The 15,848-nt window shown below is 71.4% G+C and carries 18 protein-coding genes; 11 read left to right on the top strand and 7 right to left on the bottom strand.

Annotated elements, in window-relative coordinates:
* Positions 1-41: 41 nt before the first annotated feature.
* Together RPQ07_RS13055 and RPQ07_RS13050 are read right to left on the bottom strand one after the other, a co-directional pair.
* Positions 42-866 (bottom strand): transglutaminase-like domain-containing protein, encoded by an 825-nt coding sequence (locus tag RPQ07_RS13055; RefSeq protein ID WP_313944295.1) that lies wholly within the window; start codon positions 864-866, stop codon positions 42-44.
* Positions 867-883: 17 nt separating this feature from the next.
* Positions 884-1,879 (bottom strand): GNAT family N-acetyltransferase, encoded by a 996-nt coding sequence (locus RPQ07_RS13050; RefSeq protein WP_313944294.1) that lies wholly within the window; start codon positions 1,877-1,879, stop codon positions 884-886.
* A 114-nt stretch (positions 1,880-1,993) separates the two neighbouring features.
* Between RPQ07_RS13050 and fdxA the strand changes: the two genes are divergently transcribed.
* Both fdxA and RPQ07_RS13040 read left to right on the top strand, forming a co-directional pair.
* Positions 1,994-2,314, top strand: a complete 321-nt coding sequence (fdxA, locus tag RPQ07_RS13045) for a ferredoxin (protein WP_018089397.1) — start codon at positions 1,994-1,996, stop codon at positions 2,312-2,314.
* A gap of 115 nt (positions 2,315-2,429) precedes the next feature.
* A complete protein-coding gene (locus RPQ07_RS13040) occupies positions 2,430-3,527 on the top strand; it encodes a bifunctional succinyldiaminopimelate transaminase/glutamate-prephenate aminotransferase (RefSeq protein ID WP_313944293.1) in 1,098 nt (365 codons plus the stop codon).
* A gap of 90 nt (positions 3,528-3,617) precedes the next feature.
* Here RPQ07_RS13040 and RPQ07_RS13035 read toward each other — a convergent pair whose 3' ends face one another.
* Together RPQ07_RS13035 and RPQ07_RS13030 are read right to left on the bottom strand one after the other, a co-directional pair.
* Positions 3,618-4,070 (bottom strand): ATP-binding protein, encoded by a 453-nt coding sequence (locus tag RPQ07_RS13035; RefSeq protein ID WP_313944292.1) that lies wholly within the window; start codon positions 4,068-4,070, stop codon positions 3,618-3,620.
* A 307-nt stretch (positions 4,071-4,377) separates the two neighbouring features.
* Positions 4,378-5,334 carry a hypothetical protein gene (locus RPQ07_RS13030; protein ID WP_313944291.1) on the bottom strand — a complete coding sequence of 319 codons (957 nt, stop codon included), beginning with the start codon at positions 5,332-5,334 and terminating at the stop codon, positions 4,378-4,380.
* A gap of 38 nt (positions 5,335-5,372) precedes the next feature.
* Between RPQ07_RS13030 and dapE the strand changes: the two genes are divergently transcribed.
* Positions 5,373-6,452 carry a succinyl-diaminopimelate desuccinylase gene (gene dapE / locus RPQ07_RS13025; RefSeq protein WP_313944290.1) on the top strand — a complete coding sequence of 360 codons (1,080 nt, stop codon included), beginning with the start codon at positions 5,373-5,375 and terminating at the stop codon, positions 6,450-6,452.
* A gap of 79 nt (positions 6,453-6,531) precedes the next feature.
* Complete coding sequence (locus RPQ07_RS13020; protein ID WP_313944289.1) at positions 6,532-7,281, top strand: TIGR00730 family Rossman fold protein; 750 nt, start codon at positions 6,532-6,534, stop codon at positions 7,279-7,281.
* Positions 7,282-7,336: 55 nt separating this feature from the next.
* Here RPQ07_RS13020 and folP read toward each other — a convergent pair whose 3' ends face one another.
* Positions 7,337-8,197 (bottom strand): dihydropteroate synthase, encoded by an 861-nt coding sequence (gene folP, locus RPQ07_RS13015; protein ID WP_313944288.1) that lies wholly within the window; start codon positions 8,195-8,197, stop codon positions 7,337-7,339.
* A 102-nt stretch (positions 8,198-8,299) separates the two neighbouring features.
* Here folP and RPQ07_RS13010 point away from each other — a divergent pair, with 102 nt between their 5' ends.
* Positions 8,300-8,734: a DivIVA domain-containing protein gene (locus RPQ07_RS13010; protein ID WP_313944287.1), complete on the top strand. Its 435-nt coding sequence runs from the start codon at positions 8,300-8,302 to the stop codon at positions 8,732-8,734.
* Complete coding sequence (locus RPQ07_RS13005; RefSeq protein ID WP_313944286.1) at positions 8,731-9,333, top strand: DNA-3-methyladenine glycosylase I; 603 nt, start codon at positions 8,731-8,733, stop codon at positions 9,331-9,333. Before RPQ07_RS13010 ends, RPQ07_RS13005 begins: the two co-directional genes overlap by 4 nt.
* A 9-nt stretch (positions 9,334-9,342) precedes the next feature.
* Here RPQ07_RS13005 and RPQ07_RS13000 read toward each other — a convergent pair whose 3' ends face one another.
* On the bottom strand, positions 9,343-10,143 hold the full coding sequence (locus tag RPQ07_RS13000) for an enoyl-CoA hydratase/isomerase family protein (RefSeq protein WP_313944285.1): 801 nt from the start codon (positions 10,141-10,143) through the stop codon (positions 9,343-9,345).
* A 309-nt stretch (positions 10,144-10,452) separates the two neighbouring features.
* Between RPQ07_RS13000 and RPQ07_RS12995 the strand changes: the two genes are divergently transcribed.
* Positions 10,453-10,620: a DUF3117 domain-containing protein gene (locus RPQ07_RS12995; RefSeq protein ID WP_003966491.1), complete on the top strand. Its 168-nt coding sequence runs from the start codon at positions 10,453-10,455 to the stop codon at positions 10,618-10,620.
* Between the two features lie 188 nt (positions 10,621-10,808).
* Here RPQ07_RS12995 and RPQ07_RS12990 read toward each other — a convergent pair whose 3' ends face one another.
* Complete coding sequence (locus RPQ07_RS12990) at positions 10,809-11,486, bottom strand: O-methyltransferase (protein ID WP_313948879.1); 678 nt, start codon at positions 11,484-11,486, stop codon at positions 10,809-10,811.
* A gap of 129 nt (positions 11,487-11,615) precedes the next feature.
* Here RPQ07_RS12990 and sigE point away from each other — a divergent pair, with 129 nt between their 5' ends.
* From sigE to RPQ07_RS12970, 4 genes are all read left to right on the top strand, one after another.
* Entirely contained in the window at positions 11,616-12,383 is a 768-nt protein-coding gene (sigE, locus tag RPQ07_RS12985; RefSeq protein ID WP_313944284.1) for an RNA polymerase sigma factor SigE, read from the top strand.
* Positions 12,380-13,336 (top strand): anti-sigma factor family protein, encoded by a 957-nt coding sequence (locus tag RPQ07_RS12980; RefSeq protein ID WP_313944283.1) that lies wholly within the window; start codon positions 12,380-12,382, stop codon positions 13,334-13,336. Before sigE ends, RPQ07_RS12980 begins: the two co-directional genes overlap by 4 nt.
* Positions 13,337-13,429: 93 nt before the next feature.
* Positions 13,430-15,283: a S1C family serine protease gene (locus RPQ07_RS12975; RefSeq protein WP_313944282.1), complete on the top strand. Its 1,854-nt coding sequence runs from the start codon at positions 13,430-13,432 to the stop codon at positions 15,281-15,283.
* An 84-nt stretch (positions 15,284-15,367) separates the two neighbouring features.
* Positions 15,368-15,835, top strand: coding sequence for a sec-independent translocase (locus RPQ07_RS12970; protein WP_313944281.1), 468 nt, complete (start codon positions 15,368-15,370; stop codon positions 15,833-15,835).
* Positions 15,836-15,848: the final 13 nt, after the last annotated feature.

Genomic DNA, 15,848 nt, shown 5'->3' with positions numbered 1-15,848 from the left:
GCCTGGGCGTCGTCAACGGCCGTCGGTCGCGGGAGCGAGCCTCAGTTCAGCCGCGACCGCGCCGCCCGCGCCCGTCCCCGGATCGCTTCCGCCGTCGCCGGCTCGACCGTCGCGACCACGTCCGCGTACGCGTCCAGCTCGGCCGCGCCCGTCATGAACTCGCCGCGCTGCACGAGCAGCTGGGCCCGCTCATAGCGCAGCCGCGCGGGATGCGAGGGCAGGAGCAGGGAGAGCTCCACGGCCCACAGGGCGACCGACGACTGTTCCGGGCGGGCAGCCGCCCAGGCGCGGATGTTGTTGAGGATGCGCAGCACCACGTCGAGCGGGCTCGCCGGAGTCAGCATGGAGGCGTCCAGAGGGGCCCCTGTCGCCCCCGCGACCAGCAGCTCGGCGTCGGTCCCGGTCAGCGGCCGCCCGCCGGCGAACGGGTCGGCCAGGACCTGTTCGCCCGGCTCGCCGAAGCCGACGACGAAGTGGCCGGGCAGGGCGACCCCGTACACCGGCGCGCCCGCACGCCGTGCCACCTCGATCCACACCACCGACAGCAGGATCGGCAGACCGCGGCGCCGCCGGAGCACCTCGTGCAGCAGGGAGGACTCGAGCCGCTGGTAGTCGCCGGGGGACCCGCGGAAGTCGCAGCGTCCGCCGAGCAGGGCGGCCAGCGCGGCCGCCCAGGCACGGGGGCTCTTCGCGCCGTAGGGAAGCAGGCCGGCGAGACGGTCCAGTTCGATCTGGGCCGCGTCCAGGCCGGCCTCGTCCAGGCCGGGGTCCGCCTCCGTGCCGATCAGCAGGCACAGCAGGGCGAGATCGGGCCGCTCGGAGCGTGCCTCGTCCGTGAACCGCCGCCGCCAGGGATCGTCGTGCATACGCCAGTCGTACCCGTCTACGCCGATCGGAAGTGGTGATAGCGGTACAGGGTCGTGAACCCCATGCCCTCGTACAGCGCTCCCGCCCCCGCGTTGTCCTCCTCCACCTGGAGCCACGCGGCGGAGGCGCCCTCCTCCAGGGCACGCCGTGCGAGGGAGGTCATCACCGCCGTCGCGAGTCCCTGGCGCCGGTAGGCGGGATCCACCTCCACCGCCATGAAGCCCGCCCAGCGTCCGTCGACCACACACCGTCCGATCGCCGCCGGCACCGTGCCCTCGCTGCCCACGGAGGCGAACCACACGGACGGGCCGCTTCCCAGGACCTTGAGCACATGGCTGCCGGGCACACCGGTCCGCTGGTAGCGCTGGAGCCAGGACTCGTCGAAGGTGCGCGCCAGCCGGACCCGTTCGACGTCCGCGTCGAGGTCGGCGATGGGTGCCAGCGCGCCGATCCGCAGGTCCGCCGACACCTCGCGCGCCCAGCCGCGCGCCGCCAGCTGGGCGCCCAGCTGCTCCTGCGCCCCGGCCGCACCGGTCGCCGTCTGCACATACGCGGGCAGTCCCCGCTCCTCGTACCAGGCACGCACCCGGTCCAGTGCGTCGTCGAGCGGCAGTCCGGGGTCGCCGAGCGGCAGCACCGAGTTGGCGCGCCGGGTGAAGCCGGACGCGGCCCGCAGCTCCCAGTCGCCGAGCCGTTCGCGCTCCACCGGCTGCCAGGCCCGTGCCGTCACCCGGGCCAGCTCGTGGAAGTCCGCCGCGGGACCGCGTCGGCGGGCCGGCGCCGCGGGTACCACCTTGCCCGCGACCAGCGACGATTCCGGGATACGGACACTCTCACCGGTCCGCCGTGTGATCAGCAGCACACCCGCGTCCCATGATGTGAGAACACCAACCGTGTCGGTGAACTTCTCGCCCCCCGGGGTTGCCTCCGTGAGGCGCCGGACAGACACTCGTTTGCCCACGTCAGCGGGTGTAATACGGACTTCGAGGCGTCCGCCGCCGGTGATTTCCACAGCTCTGCCAGCCCCTCCTGTTCGGATCGTGCCCAGGAACGGAGATACTAGGGGCGGGCATCGACGACGCCGCGCTCCCGCGCAATGCCAGCCCTACCGAGGAGGAACGACAGCGTGACCTACGTCATCGCGCAGCCTTGTGTCGACGTCAAGGACAAGGCGTGCATCGAGGAGTGCCCCGTCGACTGCATCTACGAGGGTTCCCGGTCCTTGTACATCCACCCCGACGAATGCGTCGACTGCGGTGCTTGTGAGCCGGTCTGCCCCGTCGAGGCGATCTTCTACGAGGACGACACTCCGGAAGAGTGGAAGGACTACTACAAGGCGAACGTCGAGTTCTTCGACGAGCTCGGTTCGCCCGGTGGTGCCTCCAAGCTCGGTCTGATCGAGCGTGACCACCCCTTCATCGCCGCCCTGCCGCCGCAGAACCAGTAGCAGCCGGCTCGGCAGCTGTCGCCGTCCCCGGTCCCGTACGGTCGTCGTCCGTACGGGACCGAGGCGTTTGTCCCCACCCGGCCGCCGGCCCCACGAACGAGAAAGAGAAGCCCTCGTGTCCGCAGTCTCTTCGCGCCTTCCGACCTTCCCCTGGGACAAGCTCGAGCCGTACAAGACGACGGCCGCGGCCCACCCGGACGGCATCGTGGACCTCTCGGTCGGCACCCCGGTCGACTCCGTGCCGGAACTGATCCGGAAGGCCCTCGTGGAGGCCGCCGACTCGCCGGGCTACCCCACGGTCTGGGGCACGTCCGAGCTGCGGGACGCACTCACCGGCTGGGTGGAGCGCCGGCTCGGCGCCGTCGATGTCGCGCACACCAACGTGCTGCCGGTCGTCGGCTCCAAGGAGCTCGTGGCCTGGCTGCCGACCCAGCTCGGGCTCGGCGCCGGCGACAAGGTGGCGTACCCCCGACTGGCCTACCCGACCTACGAGGTCGGCGCCCGGCTGTGCGGCGCCACGCCCGTCGTGTACGACGACCCCACCGAGCTCGACCCGCGGGGACTGCGACTCCTCTGGCTCAACTCGCCGTCGAATCCGACCGGGCGGGTCCTCGCCAAGGACGAGCTGGTCCGCATCGTCGCCTGGGCGCGCGAGCACGGGATCCTGGTCTTCAGCGACGAGTGCTACCTGGAGCTGGGCTGGGAGGCCGAGCCGGTCTCGGTGCTGCACCCGGACGTCTGCGGCGGGACCTACGAGGGTGTCGTCGCGGTGCACTCGCTCTCCAAGCGCTCGAACCTGGCGGGATACCGCGCCGCCTTCATCGCCGGCGACGACGCGGTACTCGGTGAGCTGCTCCAGATCCGCAAGCACGGCGGAATGATGACGCCGGCGCCGGTGCAGGCCGCGACGATCGCCGCCCTCGGCGACGACACGCACGTCTCGGAGCAGCGGGCCCGCTACGCCGCCCGGCGCACCGCGCTGCGGGCGGCGCTGGAGGCCCACGGCTTCCGCATCGAGCACAGCGAGGCCAGCCTCTACCTGTGGGCGACGCGCGACGAGGCGTGCTGGGACACGGTCGCGCACCTGGCGGACCTCGGCATTCTGGTCGCGCCCGGTGACTTCTACGGGCCGGCCGGCGAGCGGTTCGTCCGGGTGGCCCTCACGGCCACGGACGAGCGCGTGGCCGCCGCGGTCAAGCGTCTGGGCGGCTGAGGTCTGCCGTCCGGCACGGCAGGGAGGGGCCCCGGGAGTTCGTGCTCCCGGGGCCCCTCCGTCGTTCGGCCCCGCGTCGTGGTGCGGTGATCAGCCGAGCGGCAGGTCCTTCACCGGCAGCTGGTCGGTGGGCAGGCCGCCACCGGCGAGCGCGTCCGTCGGCAGGCCGCCGCCGCCCAGGGAGTCGGTGGCTCCGCCGGCCGTCTCACCGAGGACGTCGCCCGCGCTGCCCGCCTCGTCACCGGCGGCCTTCTGGGCAACCGGGGTCGCCGCCTTGCCGGTCTTGCCGACGGTCTTGCCCGCGGCCGGGACGGCCTTCTTCACGGCGGAGCCACCTGTCTGGCCGGCCACCTCGGTGGACTTCTGGGTGGCACCCTCGAGGGTGCCGGTGACGCCCTCGGCGTCGAGAGCGGTCAGGCTGCCGACCGGAGCCTGCGGAAGGTCCACGGCGCTTGCGGAGCCGGCCGCACCGACCACGGGGGCTGCACCCGCCGCGATGAGCAGCGCGGCACGGGCGATCCGACGGGTCAGGGGGAGGGACATGATGCTCCTTGAGACGAGAAGGACGGTGTGGTTGTGCCTGTCCGGCGCCGCTTCCGGCACTCGGACGCAGTGACAACCGTTCGGGGGGAGGGGGAAGTTGCGGTACGCGAAGGTAAAGAGTTAGTAATGTGTCGCATTATCAGTCCCGGATAAAGACGGGCAAACATTCCATTGCGCAAGGGGTCGCCGAACCGTCACTTCGCCGTGGCCGCAAGGGATTTCCCGCAAGGGTGATGGTGAGTGCAAACGCCCGGGTCACACCCTGGTGTGAGCGTCCGGGCGTTCCCCTTCCGGGGGAGCGCTCGTATCAGCGTGCGATGCGAATTCGAACTTCACCCGGGTCGGCATCCGTGCCGGATTCCTGGCGCGAATTCCCCGCCGCACCGGCCGCGGACGCCGCGGCGGAATGCCAGCCCCTGCCGGACTCCTTCGCGCTCCACACCTTGCCGCCGTACGACACTTCCTCGATCCGCAGACCGTCCGCCCGGGCCACCGCCCAGTGCGCCAGCTCCCAGCCCTGCCGGGACGCTCCGCCGCCGTCCGCGGCGACCGTGGACGCCACCGGTACGGACACCTCGCCGGCGCCCGGAGCCCCCGCAGCGGCAGGGGACTTCGGCGTGACCCCGGGCCCGAACGCGCGCACCAGTTCGGCGCGCACCCTGGCCGGGTCGCCGGCTTCCGTGGACGTGCCCGGGTCGCACGTCAACGCGCCGCTCGTGCGCCCGGTGAGTGCGGCGGCCAGCAGGGTGGCGTCCGGCTCGTGCTTGGCGTACGCCTGCGGGAAGCCGCTGCGCTGCACGCGCTGCGCGGCGACGGTCAGCGGGAGGCGCGAGTAGCCGGGGACCTCCGCGAGGTGGGCGTAGAACTTCCCCGCCGAGTACACCGGGTCGAGGATCTGGGCCGTCGTGCCCCATCCCTTGGACGGACGCTGCTGGAACAGGCCGAGCGAGTCACGGTCGCCGTGCTCGATGTTGCGCAGCCCCGACTCCTGAAGTGCGGTCGCGAGCGCGATGGTGACCGCGCGCTCCGGCATGCCGCGGGTGGTGCCCACGGCGGAGATGGTCGCGGCGTTCGCGGCCTGCTCGGTGGTGAGTTCATAGCTCGGACCGTCCGAGCCCGAGGCGGCGCGCACGGTGCAGCGGGGGGTGCCCCCGCTGGACACGTACTGCACGGCGACATAACCGGCCACTGCCAGCAGCACGGCGAACGCGGCCGCGAAGCGCGGGAGGCGGCCGCGCCGGAGGGGGGAGGCGGTCTCGGGCACGTGCCCACCGTACTGGAGCCCGCGCTAGGGTCGGAGGCATGCCTGAAACCGTGCTTGACCTCACTCTTGATGCCCCGGCGCTGACCGCCGCACTGGTCGATTTCCGCTCCGTCAGCGGCGAGGAGAAGCCCCTCGCGGACGCCATCGAGCAGGCATTGCGCGCCTTCCCGCACCTCACGGTCGACCGGCACGGCAACAACGTGGTGGCGCGCACGAACCTCGGGCACACCGAGCGGGTCATCCTCGCCGGTCACATCGACACGGTCCCGATCGCCGACAACGTGCCCTCACGGCTCGACGACGACGGCATCCTCTGGGGCTGCGGCACCAGCGACATGAAGTCGGGTGTGGCGCTCCAGCTGCGGATGGCCGCGACCGTCCCCGAGCCCAACCGCGATCTCACCTTCGTCTTCTACGACAACGAAGAGGTCGCCGCCCACCTCAACGGTCTGGGACATGTGGCCGAGGCCCACCCCGAGTGGCTGCGGGGCGACTTCGCCATCCTGCTGGAGCCGTCGTACGGCGAGGTCGAGGGCGGCTGCCAGGGGACCCTGCGGGTCCACCTCCGTACGGCGGGGGAGCGGGCCCACTCCGCGCGCAGCTGGATGGGGTCCAACGCCATCCACGCGGCGGCGCCGATCCTGGCCCGCCTCGCCGCGTACGAGCCGCGCCGGCCGGTGATCGACGGACTGGAGTACCACGAGGGCCTCAACGCGGTGGGGATCGAGGGCGGCGTCGCCACCAACGTCATCCCGGACGCGTGCACGGTCGTCGTCAACTACCGGTACGCGCCGGACCGCAGCGAGGAGGAGGCCGTGGCCCACGTCCGCGAGGTCTTCGCCGGCTGCGGTGTCGCGGAGTTCGTGGTGGACGACCACACCGGCGGTGCGCTGCCCGGACTCTCCCACCCTGCCGCCGCCGCGTTCATGGAGGCCGTGGGCGGGAGCGCGCGACCGAAGTTCGGGTGGACCGACGTGTCCCGTTTCAGCGCGCTGGGCGTCCCGGCGGTCAATTACGGACCGGGCGACCCGCTCTACGCGCACAAGCGGGACGAGCACGTCGAGGTGGACAAGATCGTGCACTGCGAGCAGCGGCTGCGTGACTGGCTCACCTCCTGACCGCCGGGATTTCACATTTCGTAACGTTCTCCGACCTACCCTGACCCAAAGCAACGATGTTCGGCGGAGGGAGCAGGTCATGGGCAACCCCGAGGGTTTGCAGGCGCTGGAGGAGCAGCGACTGGGGCCGGTGCTGCGCCGCAGGGACCAGGTGCAGCCCGGCACCACCGACCAGCGGCTGCTGGACACCGAGGGCGACTCCCAGTGGGTGCACACCGATCCCTGGCGGGTCATGCGCATCCAGTCGGAGTTCGTGGAGGGCTTCGGCGCGCTCGCCGAACTGCCCAGCGCGATCAGTGTCTTCGGCTCCGCCCGCACGGCGCCCGGCTCACCCGAGTACGAGGCGGGCATCCGGATCGGGAAGGCGCTGGTCGAGGCCGGTTTCGCGGTGATCACGGGCGGCGGCCCGGGGGCGATGGAGGCCGCGAATCGCGGTGCGCGGGAGGCCAAGGGCATCTCGGTGGGCCTCGGCATCGAGCTCCCCTACGAGCAGGGCCTCAACCCGCACGTCGACATCGGCGTGAACTTCCGCTACTTCTTCGTCCGCAAGACGATGTTCGTGAAGTACGCCTCGGGCTTCGTGGTCCTGCCGGGCGGCCTGGGCACGCTGGACGAACTGTTCGAGGCGCTGACCCTCGTCCAGACGGGCAAGGTGACCCGCTTCCCGATCGTGCTCTTCGGCACGGAGTACTGGAGCGGCCTGGTGGACTGGCTGCGCCACACGGTCGTGGCGCAGGGGAAGGCGTCGGAGAAGGACCTGGTGCTGTTCCACGTGACGGACGACGTGGAGGAGGCCGTGTCCCTGGTGACGAAGGAGACGGGTCACTAGACACCGCCCCCTCGGACCTCGGTCGCCGGACGCCCCGTCCGGCGACCGACAAGTCCTAGGCCAGGCCCCTGCGGGCCACCGCCGGCGGCCGGTGGCCCGCGATCGTGGCCACCATGTCCAGCACCTGGCGGGTCTCCGCCACCTCGTGGACCCGGTACACCTGCGCCCCCAGCCATGCCGACACGGCGGTCGTCGCCAGCGTCCCGATCACGCGCTCCTTCACCGGGCGGTCCAGCGTCTCCCCGACGAAGTCCTTGTTGGACAGCGAGACCAGCACGGGCCAGCCCGTCTCCACCATCTCGCCGAGCCGTCGCGTCGCCTCCAGCGAATGGCGCGTGTTCTTCCCGAAGTCGTGTCCGGGGTCGATCATGATCGCGTCGCGCCGTACGCCCAGCTCCACAGCCTGCTCCGCCAGTGACAGCGTCACCCGCAGGATGTCCGCGACGACGTCGTCGTACGCGATCCGGTGCGGGCGCGTACGCGGCTCGGCGCCGCCCGCGTGCGTGCACACCAGACCGGCGCCGTACCGCGCCGCGACCTCGGCCAGCTTGGGGTCGACCCCGCCCCACGCGTCGTTCAGCAGGTCCGCTCCCGCCTCGCAGACGGCCTCGCCGACGTCGTGCCGCCAGGTGTCGACGCTGATCACCACGTCCGGGAACCGCTTGCGCACCTCGGCCACGAAGCCGACCGTCCGCCGCGCCTCCTCCTCGGCGGTGACCTCGGCGCCGGGCCCGGCCTTCACCCCGCCGATGTCGATGATCGCGGCCCCCTCGGCCACCGCCTGCTCGACCCGGGCGAGCGCGGGCTCGTCGCGGAACGTCGCGCCCTGGTCGTAGAAGGAGTCGGGCGTACGGTTCACGATCGCCATGATCACCGGCTCGTGCGCGTCGAATTCGCGCTGGCCCAGCCGCAGCATCAGCTGTTTCCTCCTCGGTTCGTCCGCCTGCGACCCTAACCGCCGGACGGTCGTGGCACGATCAGCAGCGGACAGATTCCGTTCGGTGGAGAGGGTTCGCCCGTGTTCTTGTTCTTGCTGATCGCGATGGTCGTGGTGGTCGCCGCGGTCACGCTCGCCGTGGTCGGCGGCGGCGACAGCGCGGCGCTGCCCGAGGCCGCGCCCGAGCAGCTGGTCGATCCCCTTCCCGAGTCCCGGCCCGTCGGCCGCGCGGACGTGGAGGCGCTGCGGCTGCCGGTGGGCATGCGCGGCTACCGGATGGCGGACGTGGACGACGTGCTGGGCCGCCTCGGGGCGGAGCTCGCCGAGCGCGACGCCCGTATCGCCGAGCTGGAGTCCGCCCTGGCGGGTGCGCAGGCGACCGCGGTCGGCACGGCGGACCTCTTCTCCGGACCCGGCGACCCCTTCGCCAAGCCCGGTGACCGATTCCGGCGCGGAGACCGCTTCGACGAGCCCGAGGACCGCTTCGGCAAGCCCGACGAGGACTCCGAGCAGTGACCGGCGGGGCGGTGGCGGGGCCCGACGGACGGCTGCGCTGCCCCTGGGGACTGTCCACCGAGGACTACGTCAGGTACCACGACGAGGAGTGGGGCCGGCCGGTCCACGGCGACGACGCGCTCTTCGAGCGGCTGTGCCTGGAGGCCTTCCAGTCCGGACTGTCCTGGATCACGATCCTGCGCCGGCGCGAGGGCTTCCGCCGGGCCTTCGACGACTTCGCGATCGCGGCGGTCGCGCAGTACACCGACGCGGACAAGGAGCGCCTCCTCGCGGACGAGGGGATCATCCGCAACCGCGCCAAGATCGAGGCGACCCTCGCCAACGCGCGGGTGCTCGCCGGGCGGCCGCCCGGCGAGCTGGATGCGCTCATCTGGTCGTACGCACCCGACCCGGCTTCCCGGCCGGCGCCGCGGACCGTCGCCGACGTCCCTGCCGTCACCGACGAGTCCACGGCGCTCGCCAAGGCCCTCAAGAAGCAGGGCCTGCGTTTCATCGGACCCACGACGGCCTACGCCCTGATGCAGGCGTGCGGCCTGGTCGACGACCACTTGGCCGACTGCATGGCCAGAGGCTCCGCCTCGGGCGGCCGGGCCACCTGACGAGAGGCCTTAACGGCCCAGGTACTTCGGCTTCTCCTTGGCGACGAAGGCCTGCACCGCGATGGTGTGGTCCTCCGACGCGCCCGCCAGCGTCTGGAGCTCGTCCTCCTTCTCCAGCGTCTCGTCGAGCGTGTGCCCGGCGCCGTAGGCGAGCGACTCCTTGAGCGCGGCGTAGGCCACGGTCGGCCCGTCCGCCAGCGCGCGGGCCACCGCCGCGGCCTCCGCGGCCAGCTGGTCCGCCGGGACGAGCTTGTTCGCGATGCCCAGCTCGTACGCCTCCTGCGCGGAGAAGGACCGCGGGAAGAGCAGCAGGTCGGCGGCCCGGCTCTGGCCGATCAGCCGCGGCAGCGTCCAGGAGACGCCGGAGTCCGCCGTCAGCGCCACCCCCGCGAACGAGGTCGTGAAGGAGGCGGTGTCGGCGACGACCCGGTAGTCCGCGGCGAGTGCGAAGCCGAGGCCGGCCCCGGCGGCCACGCCGTTGATCCCCGCGACGACGGGCTTCGGCATCCCGGTCAGCGCACGCACGACGGGGTTGTAGTGCTCCCGGACCGTGTTCATGGTGTGGCCGCTGCCCGAGGCCTTGTCCTCGGCGAGCAGCGAGATGTGCTCCTTGAGGTCCTGGCCCACGCAGAACGCGCGCCCGGTCGCCGTCAGCAGAACCGCCCGTACGGCAGGATCGGCGGCGGCTGCCTCTGCCGAATCCCTCAGAGCGACTTTCGCCTCGGTGTTCATCGCGTTCATGGCCTCGGGCCGGTTGATCGTGATCGTCGCGAGTCCGTCGCTCACCTCGTACAGCACGGAGTCGGCCATGGCAGGTCCCCTTTACGGCTCAGCGGTGGTGTCCAGGGCCAGCATGGCGGAGATCGCGGTGGGTGGGCATGTGACCTGCGTCTAACAATCTTCCGGCAATCTCGAGCGGCTTCGGTGCGGAGGGCGGCGAAGTATCGCAGGCGGATCGCCGAATTGAGTGGTTTTGCGCGAGCGCGTTGCCTAAGCGATGCCGACTGATGTTGGTCATCGGGTCCCGCCATGCGGGATAATGACCTGGAAGCACTGTGTTCGATGCCGGTGACACCTGGGTTGTCGGCCGATGAGCTGGTTTCAGGAAGGGGAACGAGCATGGCGGCCATGAAGCCGCGGACGGGCGACGGCCCGCTCGAGGTGACCAAGGAGGGGCGGGGCATCGTCATGCGCGTTCCGCTCGAAGGCGGCGGTCGGCTTGTTGTCGAGCTGACACCGGACGAAGCCGATGCTCTCGGCGACGCCCTGAAGAAGGTCGTCGGCTGACGCGGAAGCCCCACACTTTTCACTGCCCCGGCACGCTTGGTGCCGGGGCAGTGTGGTTTCCGAACGACGCGAGCCGGTCGGACCGTCGACGGGCTCAGGGACGAGGGGGGCGGAACTCGCGGACGGGGAATCGCGAGGGTGAGCGTCGCGGGACGGTGTCGCGTGCCGGGCGCTGCGGTCGGGCGGGGTCAGCCCCGGCGGACCGCGCAGAGCAGACCGTCGCCCACCGGCAGCAGGGACGGAAGCAGCTCCTGGCTCTCCCGGACCGCGCGCAGCAGTTCGCGCAGGCGCAGCACCTCCGCCGGCTGGGCCGCGGAGTCGACCGTGCGGCCGTCCGCGAAGACGCCTTCGAAGCACACAAGACCCCCAGGTCGGAGCAGGCGCAACGATTCAGCGAGACAGTCCAGCGACTCCATACGGTCGCCGTCGCAGAACACGAGGTCGTAGCCCCCGTCCGCGAGGCGGGGGAGGACGTCGAGGGCACGGCCGGGGATGAAGCGGGCGCGGTTGCCCGCGAACCCCGCCGCGCGGAAGGCCTGCTTCGCGAACTGCTGCCGGTCCGGCTCGGGATCGACGGTGGTCAGGACGCCGTCGTGCCGCATGCCCTGGAGCAGATAGATCCCGGAGACGCCTGTCCCCGTACCGATCTCCGCGACCGCCTTCGCGTCGGCGGTGGCAGCGAGCAGGCGCAGCGCTGCGCCGGTGCCTGGCGACACCGAGGCGAGCCCTGACTCCCGGGACCGGTCACGGGCCCAGCGCAGTGCGTCGTCCTCGGCGACAAAGGCGTCGGCGAACGCCCAGCTCGTCTGCCGGTTGGCGGTAATGACCCTCTCCTGTCCCCGTAGTTGGCGCGACGCTGACTGTATCCGTTGCGCCCGGGAACCCGCTGATGGGACCGGGCGTTATGAAGGCGGGGGGAGTACATGGACCAGGGTCGGAAGCAGCACCCAAATTCGCGTAAAGATTCTTATCCGGAGCTAACGGGCGAGGTGGCTATGGTAGGGGCTCCGCTGGACACCACCAGAGCCGACAGGGGAGGTGCGGCTGCACCTGCGGATCGGAGAGGAGTGCTGAAGCGCTTCCTCAGGTCACCGGGTGAGCCGAGATCCGTGACCGACATTGCTGACCGTTCTCGCACAGCCGACTCCGCAACTACAGCGACCTTCGCATCGGATGCGGAATCGCAGGCGTGGACGCCTCCCACGTGGGAGGAGATCGTCAGCACGCACAGCGGTCGCGTCTACCGTCTCGCGTACCGCCTCACGGGCAACCAGCACGACGCCGAGGACCTCACACAGGAGGTCTTCGTCCGTGTCTTCCGCTCGCTGTCGACGTACACGCCGGGCACCTTCGAGGGCTGGCTGCACCGCATCACCACGAACCTCTTCCTGGACATGGTCCGCAGGAAGCAGCGCATCCGCTTCGACGCGCTCGGCGACGACGCGGCCGAGCGGCTGCCCAGCCGTGAGCCGTCCCCGCAGCAGGTCTTCAACGACACGCACTTCGACGCCGACGTCCAGCAGGCGCTGGACACCCTCGCACCCGAGTTCCGTGCCGCCGTGGTCCTGTGCGACATCGAGGGTCTGTCCTACGAGGAGATCGCCGCGACCCTGGGCGTCAAGCTCGGCACGGTCCGCAGCCGGATCCACCGTGGGCGCTCGCATCTGCGCAAGGCACTTCAGCACCGTTCCCCCGAGGCCCGTGCCGAACAGCGGACGCTGACGGCCGCGGTCGGTCTGGTAGGGGAGGTCGGAACGGCGTGAGTGGCTCCAGCCCGACCCCTGCAGAGCAGCACCTGGGGGACCGGCTCGCCGCGCTTGTCGACGGTGAGCTGAAACACGACGCCCGGGACCGTGTGCTCGCCCACCTGGCGACCTGCCCCAAGTGCAAGGCCGAAGCCGACGCCCAGCGACGGCTGAAGGACGTCTTCGCCCACACCGCACCACCGCCGCCCTCCGAGGGGCTGCTGGCGCGGCTCCAGGGCCTGCCCGCCGGACCGTCCGACGGTGACGACGGCAGGGACGGCCCGTTCGGCGGCGGACGCATGACCGAAGCCGTGTTCGGAGCGCTGAGTCCGTCCGCGGGTAGAACCGGCGACCCCCGCTCGGAGACGTTCGGATACGTCCCCGAGGGCGCGCATGCCGCGTTCCTCCCCGGAGGATCGAGCGGTTTCCGTATCCATGAAGTAGGACGTCAGGAAGCCGAACGCTCCCCTTGGCGCGGCCGCAGGTTCGCGTTCGCGGCGGCGAGTGCTGTCTCCTTCGCCGCGATCGCCCTCGGCGGCTCGCTGCCGCTGGACTCCTCCGTCCAGGCGAACCCCAGGGGAGGCGGCGCCGGGAACAGCGTGACGCCGCTGCGTGCCACCGCCGGCTCCGGCACGACGGGCGGCGGCACCTCGTCGACGTCCGCGCCCGGATCCGTCAGGAGCACGGAGTACGATCGCCGCCGCGCCGGGAGCAACGCCCAGGCCAGGTCCGAGAACCGTCCCATCGGCCTCTCGGATCCCGACATGGGGACCGCGACGGCCGCCCCGGACCCCGCCCTCGCCGTTCCGGCCGTGGTGAACTCCCTGTTCACAGCACCGTCGTTGATACGTCCGACGGGCTCGGCCTTCCAGCTCGCGTCCGCCGTCGGCATCCAGGCGAACGCAACACCGGCTCCCACGCACCTCATTGCCCCCACGCAGCCCGCGCAGTCCCTGACGACCCGGCGCTGACCGGGCACTGCGCGCGGATTCGCAAACCTGGTTGAATCTTCCGAGGGGTACCGCACAGGGGTGCCGCCGTGGTCGGCAGTTTGCGGGGAGAGCATGGACGACGGGAAGCCCACCGGACCCAAGGCGAAGTGGTGGAGCCGGCCCAGCGCGGGACGTGCCGCTCATGGCGAATCCGAGACGCAGCACCTCGCGCCGGTGCCGGTCGCGGCTTCCGGAACGGTCGCGGCATCCTCAGTGGGCGCGCAGTCGCAGACGGCGGCCGATCCCGTCGGCGCCGAGGCACCCGAGACCGGCGCCGGACCCGTCGCCGAACCCGCCGTCGCTCCGGTTGCCGAGCCCGTCACCGCACCGGTGCCCGAGCAGCAGCGTCCGCAGCCGCTGCACGAGCCGGACGTCTACAGCACGCCGCCGTACGGCGGACCGGGCCCCTGGGCGCCCGCCCCGCCCGTCCAGCGGCCTGCGCCGACTCCCGCGCAGGGCACGTCCGTACCTCCGCAGTACACGGCACCGCACGGCGCGGGGCAGGCCGCCGAGGGCGGTGCCTTCGCCCCGCCGGCGCACCAGCAGACGCCTCCCCCCGCGCCTGCGCACGCCCAGCCCGATGCGCCTGCGCAGGCCCCAGGTGCTCACCACCCGCACCCGCACGCCCAGCCCGATGCGCACCACCCGCAGTCGCAGACCCACGTCCCGCATCACCCGCAGCCGCAGGCTCACGGCACGCACCACGCGCAGGCCCAGCCCCAGGGTGCGCACCAGCAGCCCTCGTTGTGGCTCCAGTACGACCCGTGGAGCGCCCCCGGCGCCGCCCCGCTCAGCCACCCCGGTGAGCCCGCGAAGAAGCGCAGCCGTCGTGGTTCGCTGCTGGTGGGCGCCCTCGTCGTGGCGCTGCTCGCCGGCGGCATAGGCGGCGGGATCGGCGCGTACATCGAGCGCAACGGCGGTATCACCCAGGTCGAGTTGCAGCAGGCTCCCCGGGACAACGGCGACCGCGCGCCCGACAGCGTGGCCGGTATCGCCTCCAGCGCCCTGCCCAGTGTCGTCACCCTCCATGTGAGCGGCGGCGGCGAACAGGGCACCGGCACCGGCTTCGTCCTGGACGAGCAGGGCCACATCCTCACCAACAACCATGTCGTCGACCCGGCGGGCGCCGCCGGTGAGATCTCCGTCACGTTCAGCGGGGGCGAGACGGCCAAGGCGACCCTCGTCGGCAAGGACAGCGGCTACGACCTCGCCGTCGTCAAGGTCGCGGGTGTCTCCGGGCTCAAGCCCCTGCCGCTCGGCAACTCCGACAGCGTCCAGGTCGGCGACCCGGTCGTGGCCATCGGCGCCCCCTTCGACCTCCAGAACACGGTCACCTCCGGGATCATCAGCGCCAAGGAACGGCCGATCACCGCGGGCGGGGAGAAGGGCGACGGCAGTGACGTCAGCTATGTCGACGCCCTCCAGACCGACGCCCCCATAAATCCGGGCAACTCCGGCGGCCCGCTGGTGGACACCAAGGCCCGCGTCATCGGCATCAACAGCGCGATCCGCGCCGCCGACACGGCGGGCGCGGAAGGCGGCCAGGCCGGATCGATCGGCCTCGGCTTCGCCATCCCGATCAATCAGGGCAAGCGCGTCGCCGAGGAGCTGATCAACACCGGCAAGGCCACCCACCCGGTGATCGGCGTGAGCCTCGACATGAAGTACAGCGGCGACGGCGCGCGCGTGGGCGAGAAGGGCAAGGACGGTTCCGGGTCGGTCTCGGCCGGCGGTCCCGCGGCCAAGGCCGGCATCAAGGCCGGTGACGTGATCACCAAGGTCGACGGCCAGCGGGTGCACAGCGGCGAGGAGCTGATCGTCAAGATCCGTTCCCACCGCCCGGGCGACCGTCTGGAGCTGACCGTGGTCCGCGCCGGGAAGGAACGGACGATGACACTGACCCTCGGCTCCGCCGACGGCGCGTGACGCACGGAAGTTCCGCCGGGTACCGTGGTTCGGGCCCGGCACCCATCCGATCTGCGGGCCACAGAGAACACGAGGAGCAGCAGGGTGTTCAATGACATAGGCGCACTGGAGCTGGTCACGATCATCGTGCTCGCCGTGCTCGTCTTCGGACCCGACAAGCTGCCCAAGGTCATTCAGGACGTCACCCGCTTCATCCGCAAGATCCGCGAGTTCTCCGAGAGCGCCAAGGAGGACATCCGCACCGAACTGGGGCCGGAGTTCAAGGACTTCGAATTCGAGGACCTCAACCCGAAGACGTTCATCCGCAAGCAGCTGAACGAGAACGAGGACCTGAAGGAGCTCAAGGAGCTCCGCAGCTCCTTCGATCTCAAGAAAGAGATGAATGACGTCGCGGACGCGGTGAACGGCTCCGGCGCGGACCGTTCCGTGCCGGCCGCGGTCTCCCACGCCGACGGCTCCACGGGGGCCTCCTCCGGCACCCCCGACCTGCTGAAGAAGAGCGAAAAGGTCGATCAGGACGAGCGGCCGCCCTTCGACGCAGACGCCACCTGAGTACCGTCAATCC

Origin of the sequence: Streptomyces sp. AM8-1-1 (assembly GCF_032229325.1) — a bacterium.
GTDB classification, from domain to species: domain Bacteria; phylum Actinomycetota; class Actinomycetes; order Streptomycetales; family Streptomycetaceae; genus Streptomyces; species Streptomyces achmelvichensis.
This window is presented reverse-complemented; position numbering and strand designations above follow the sequence as displayed.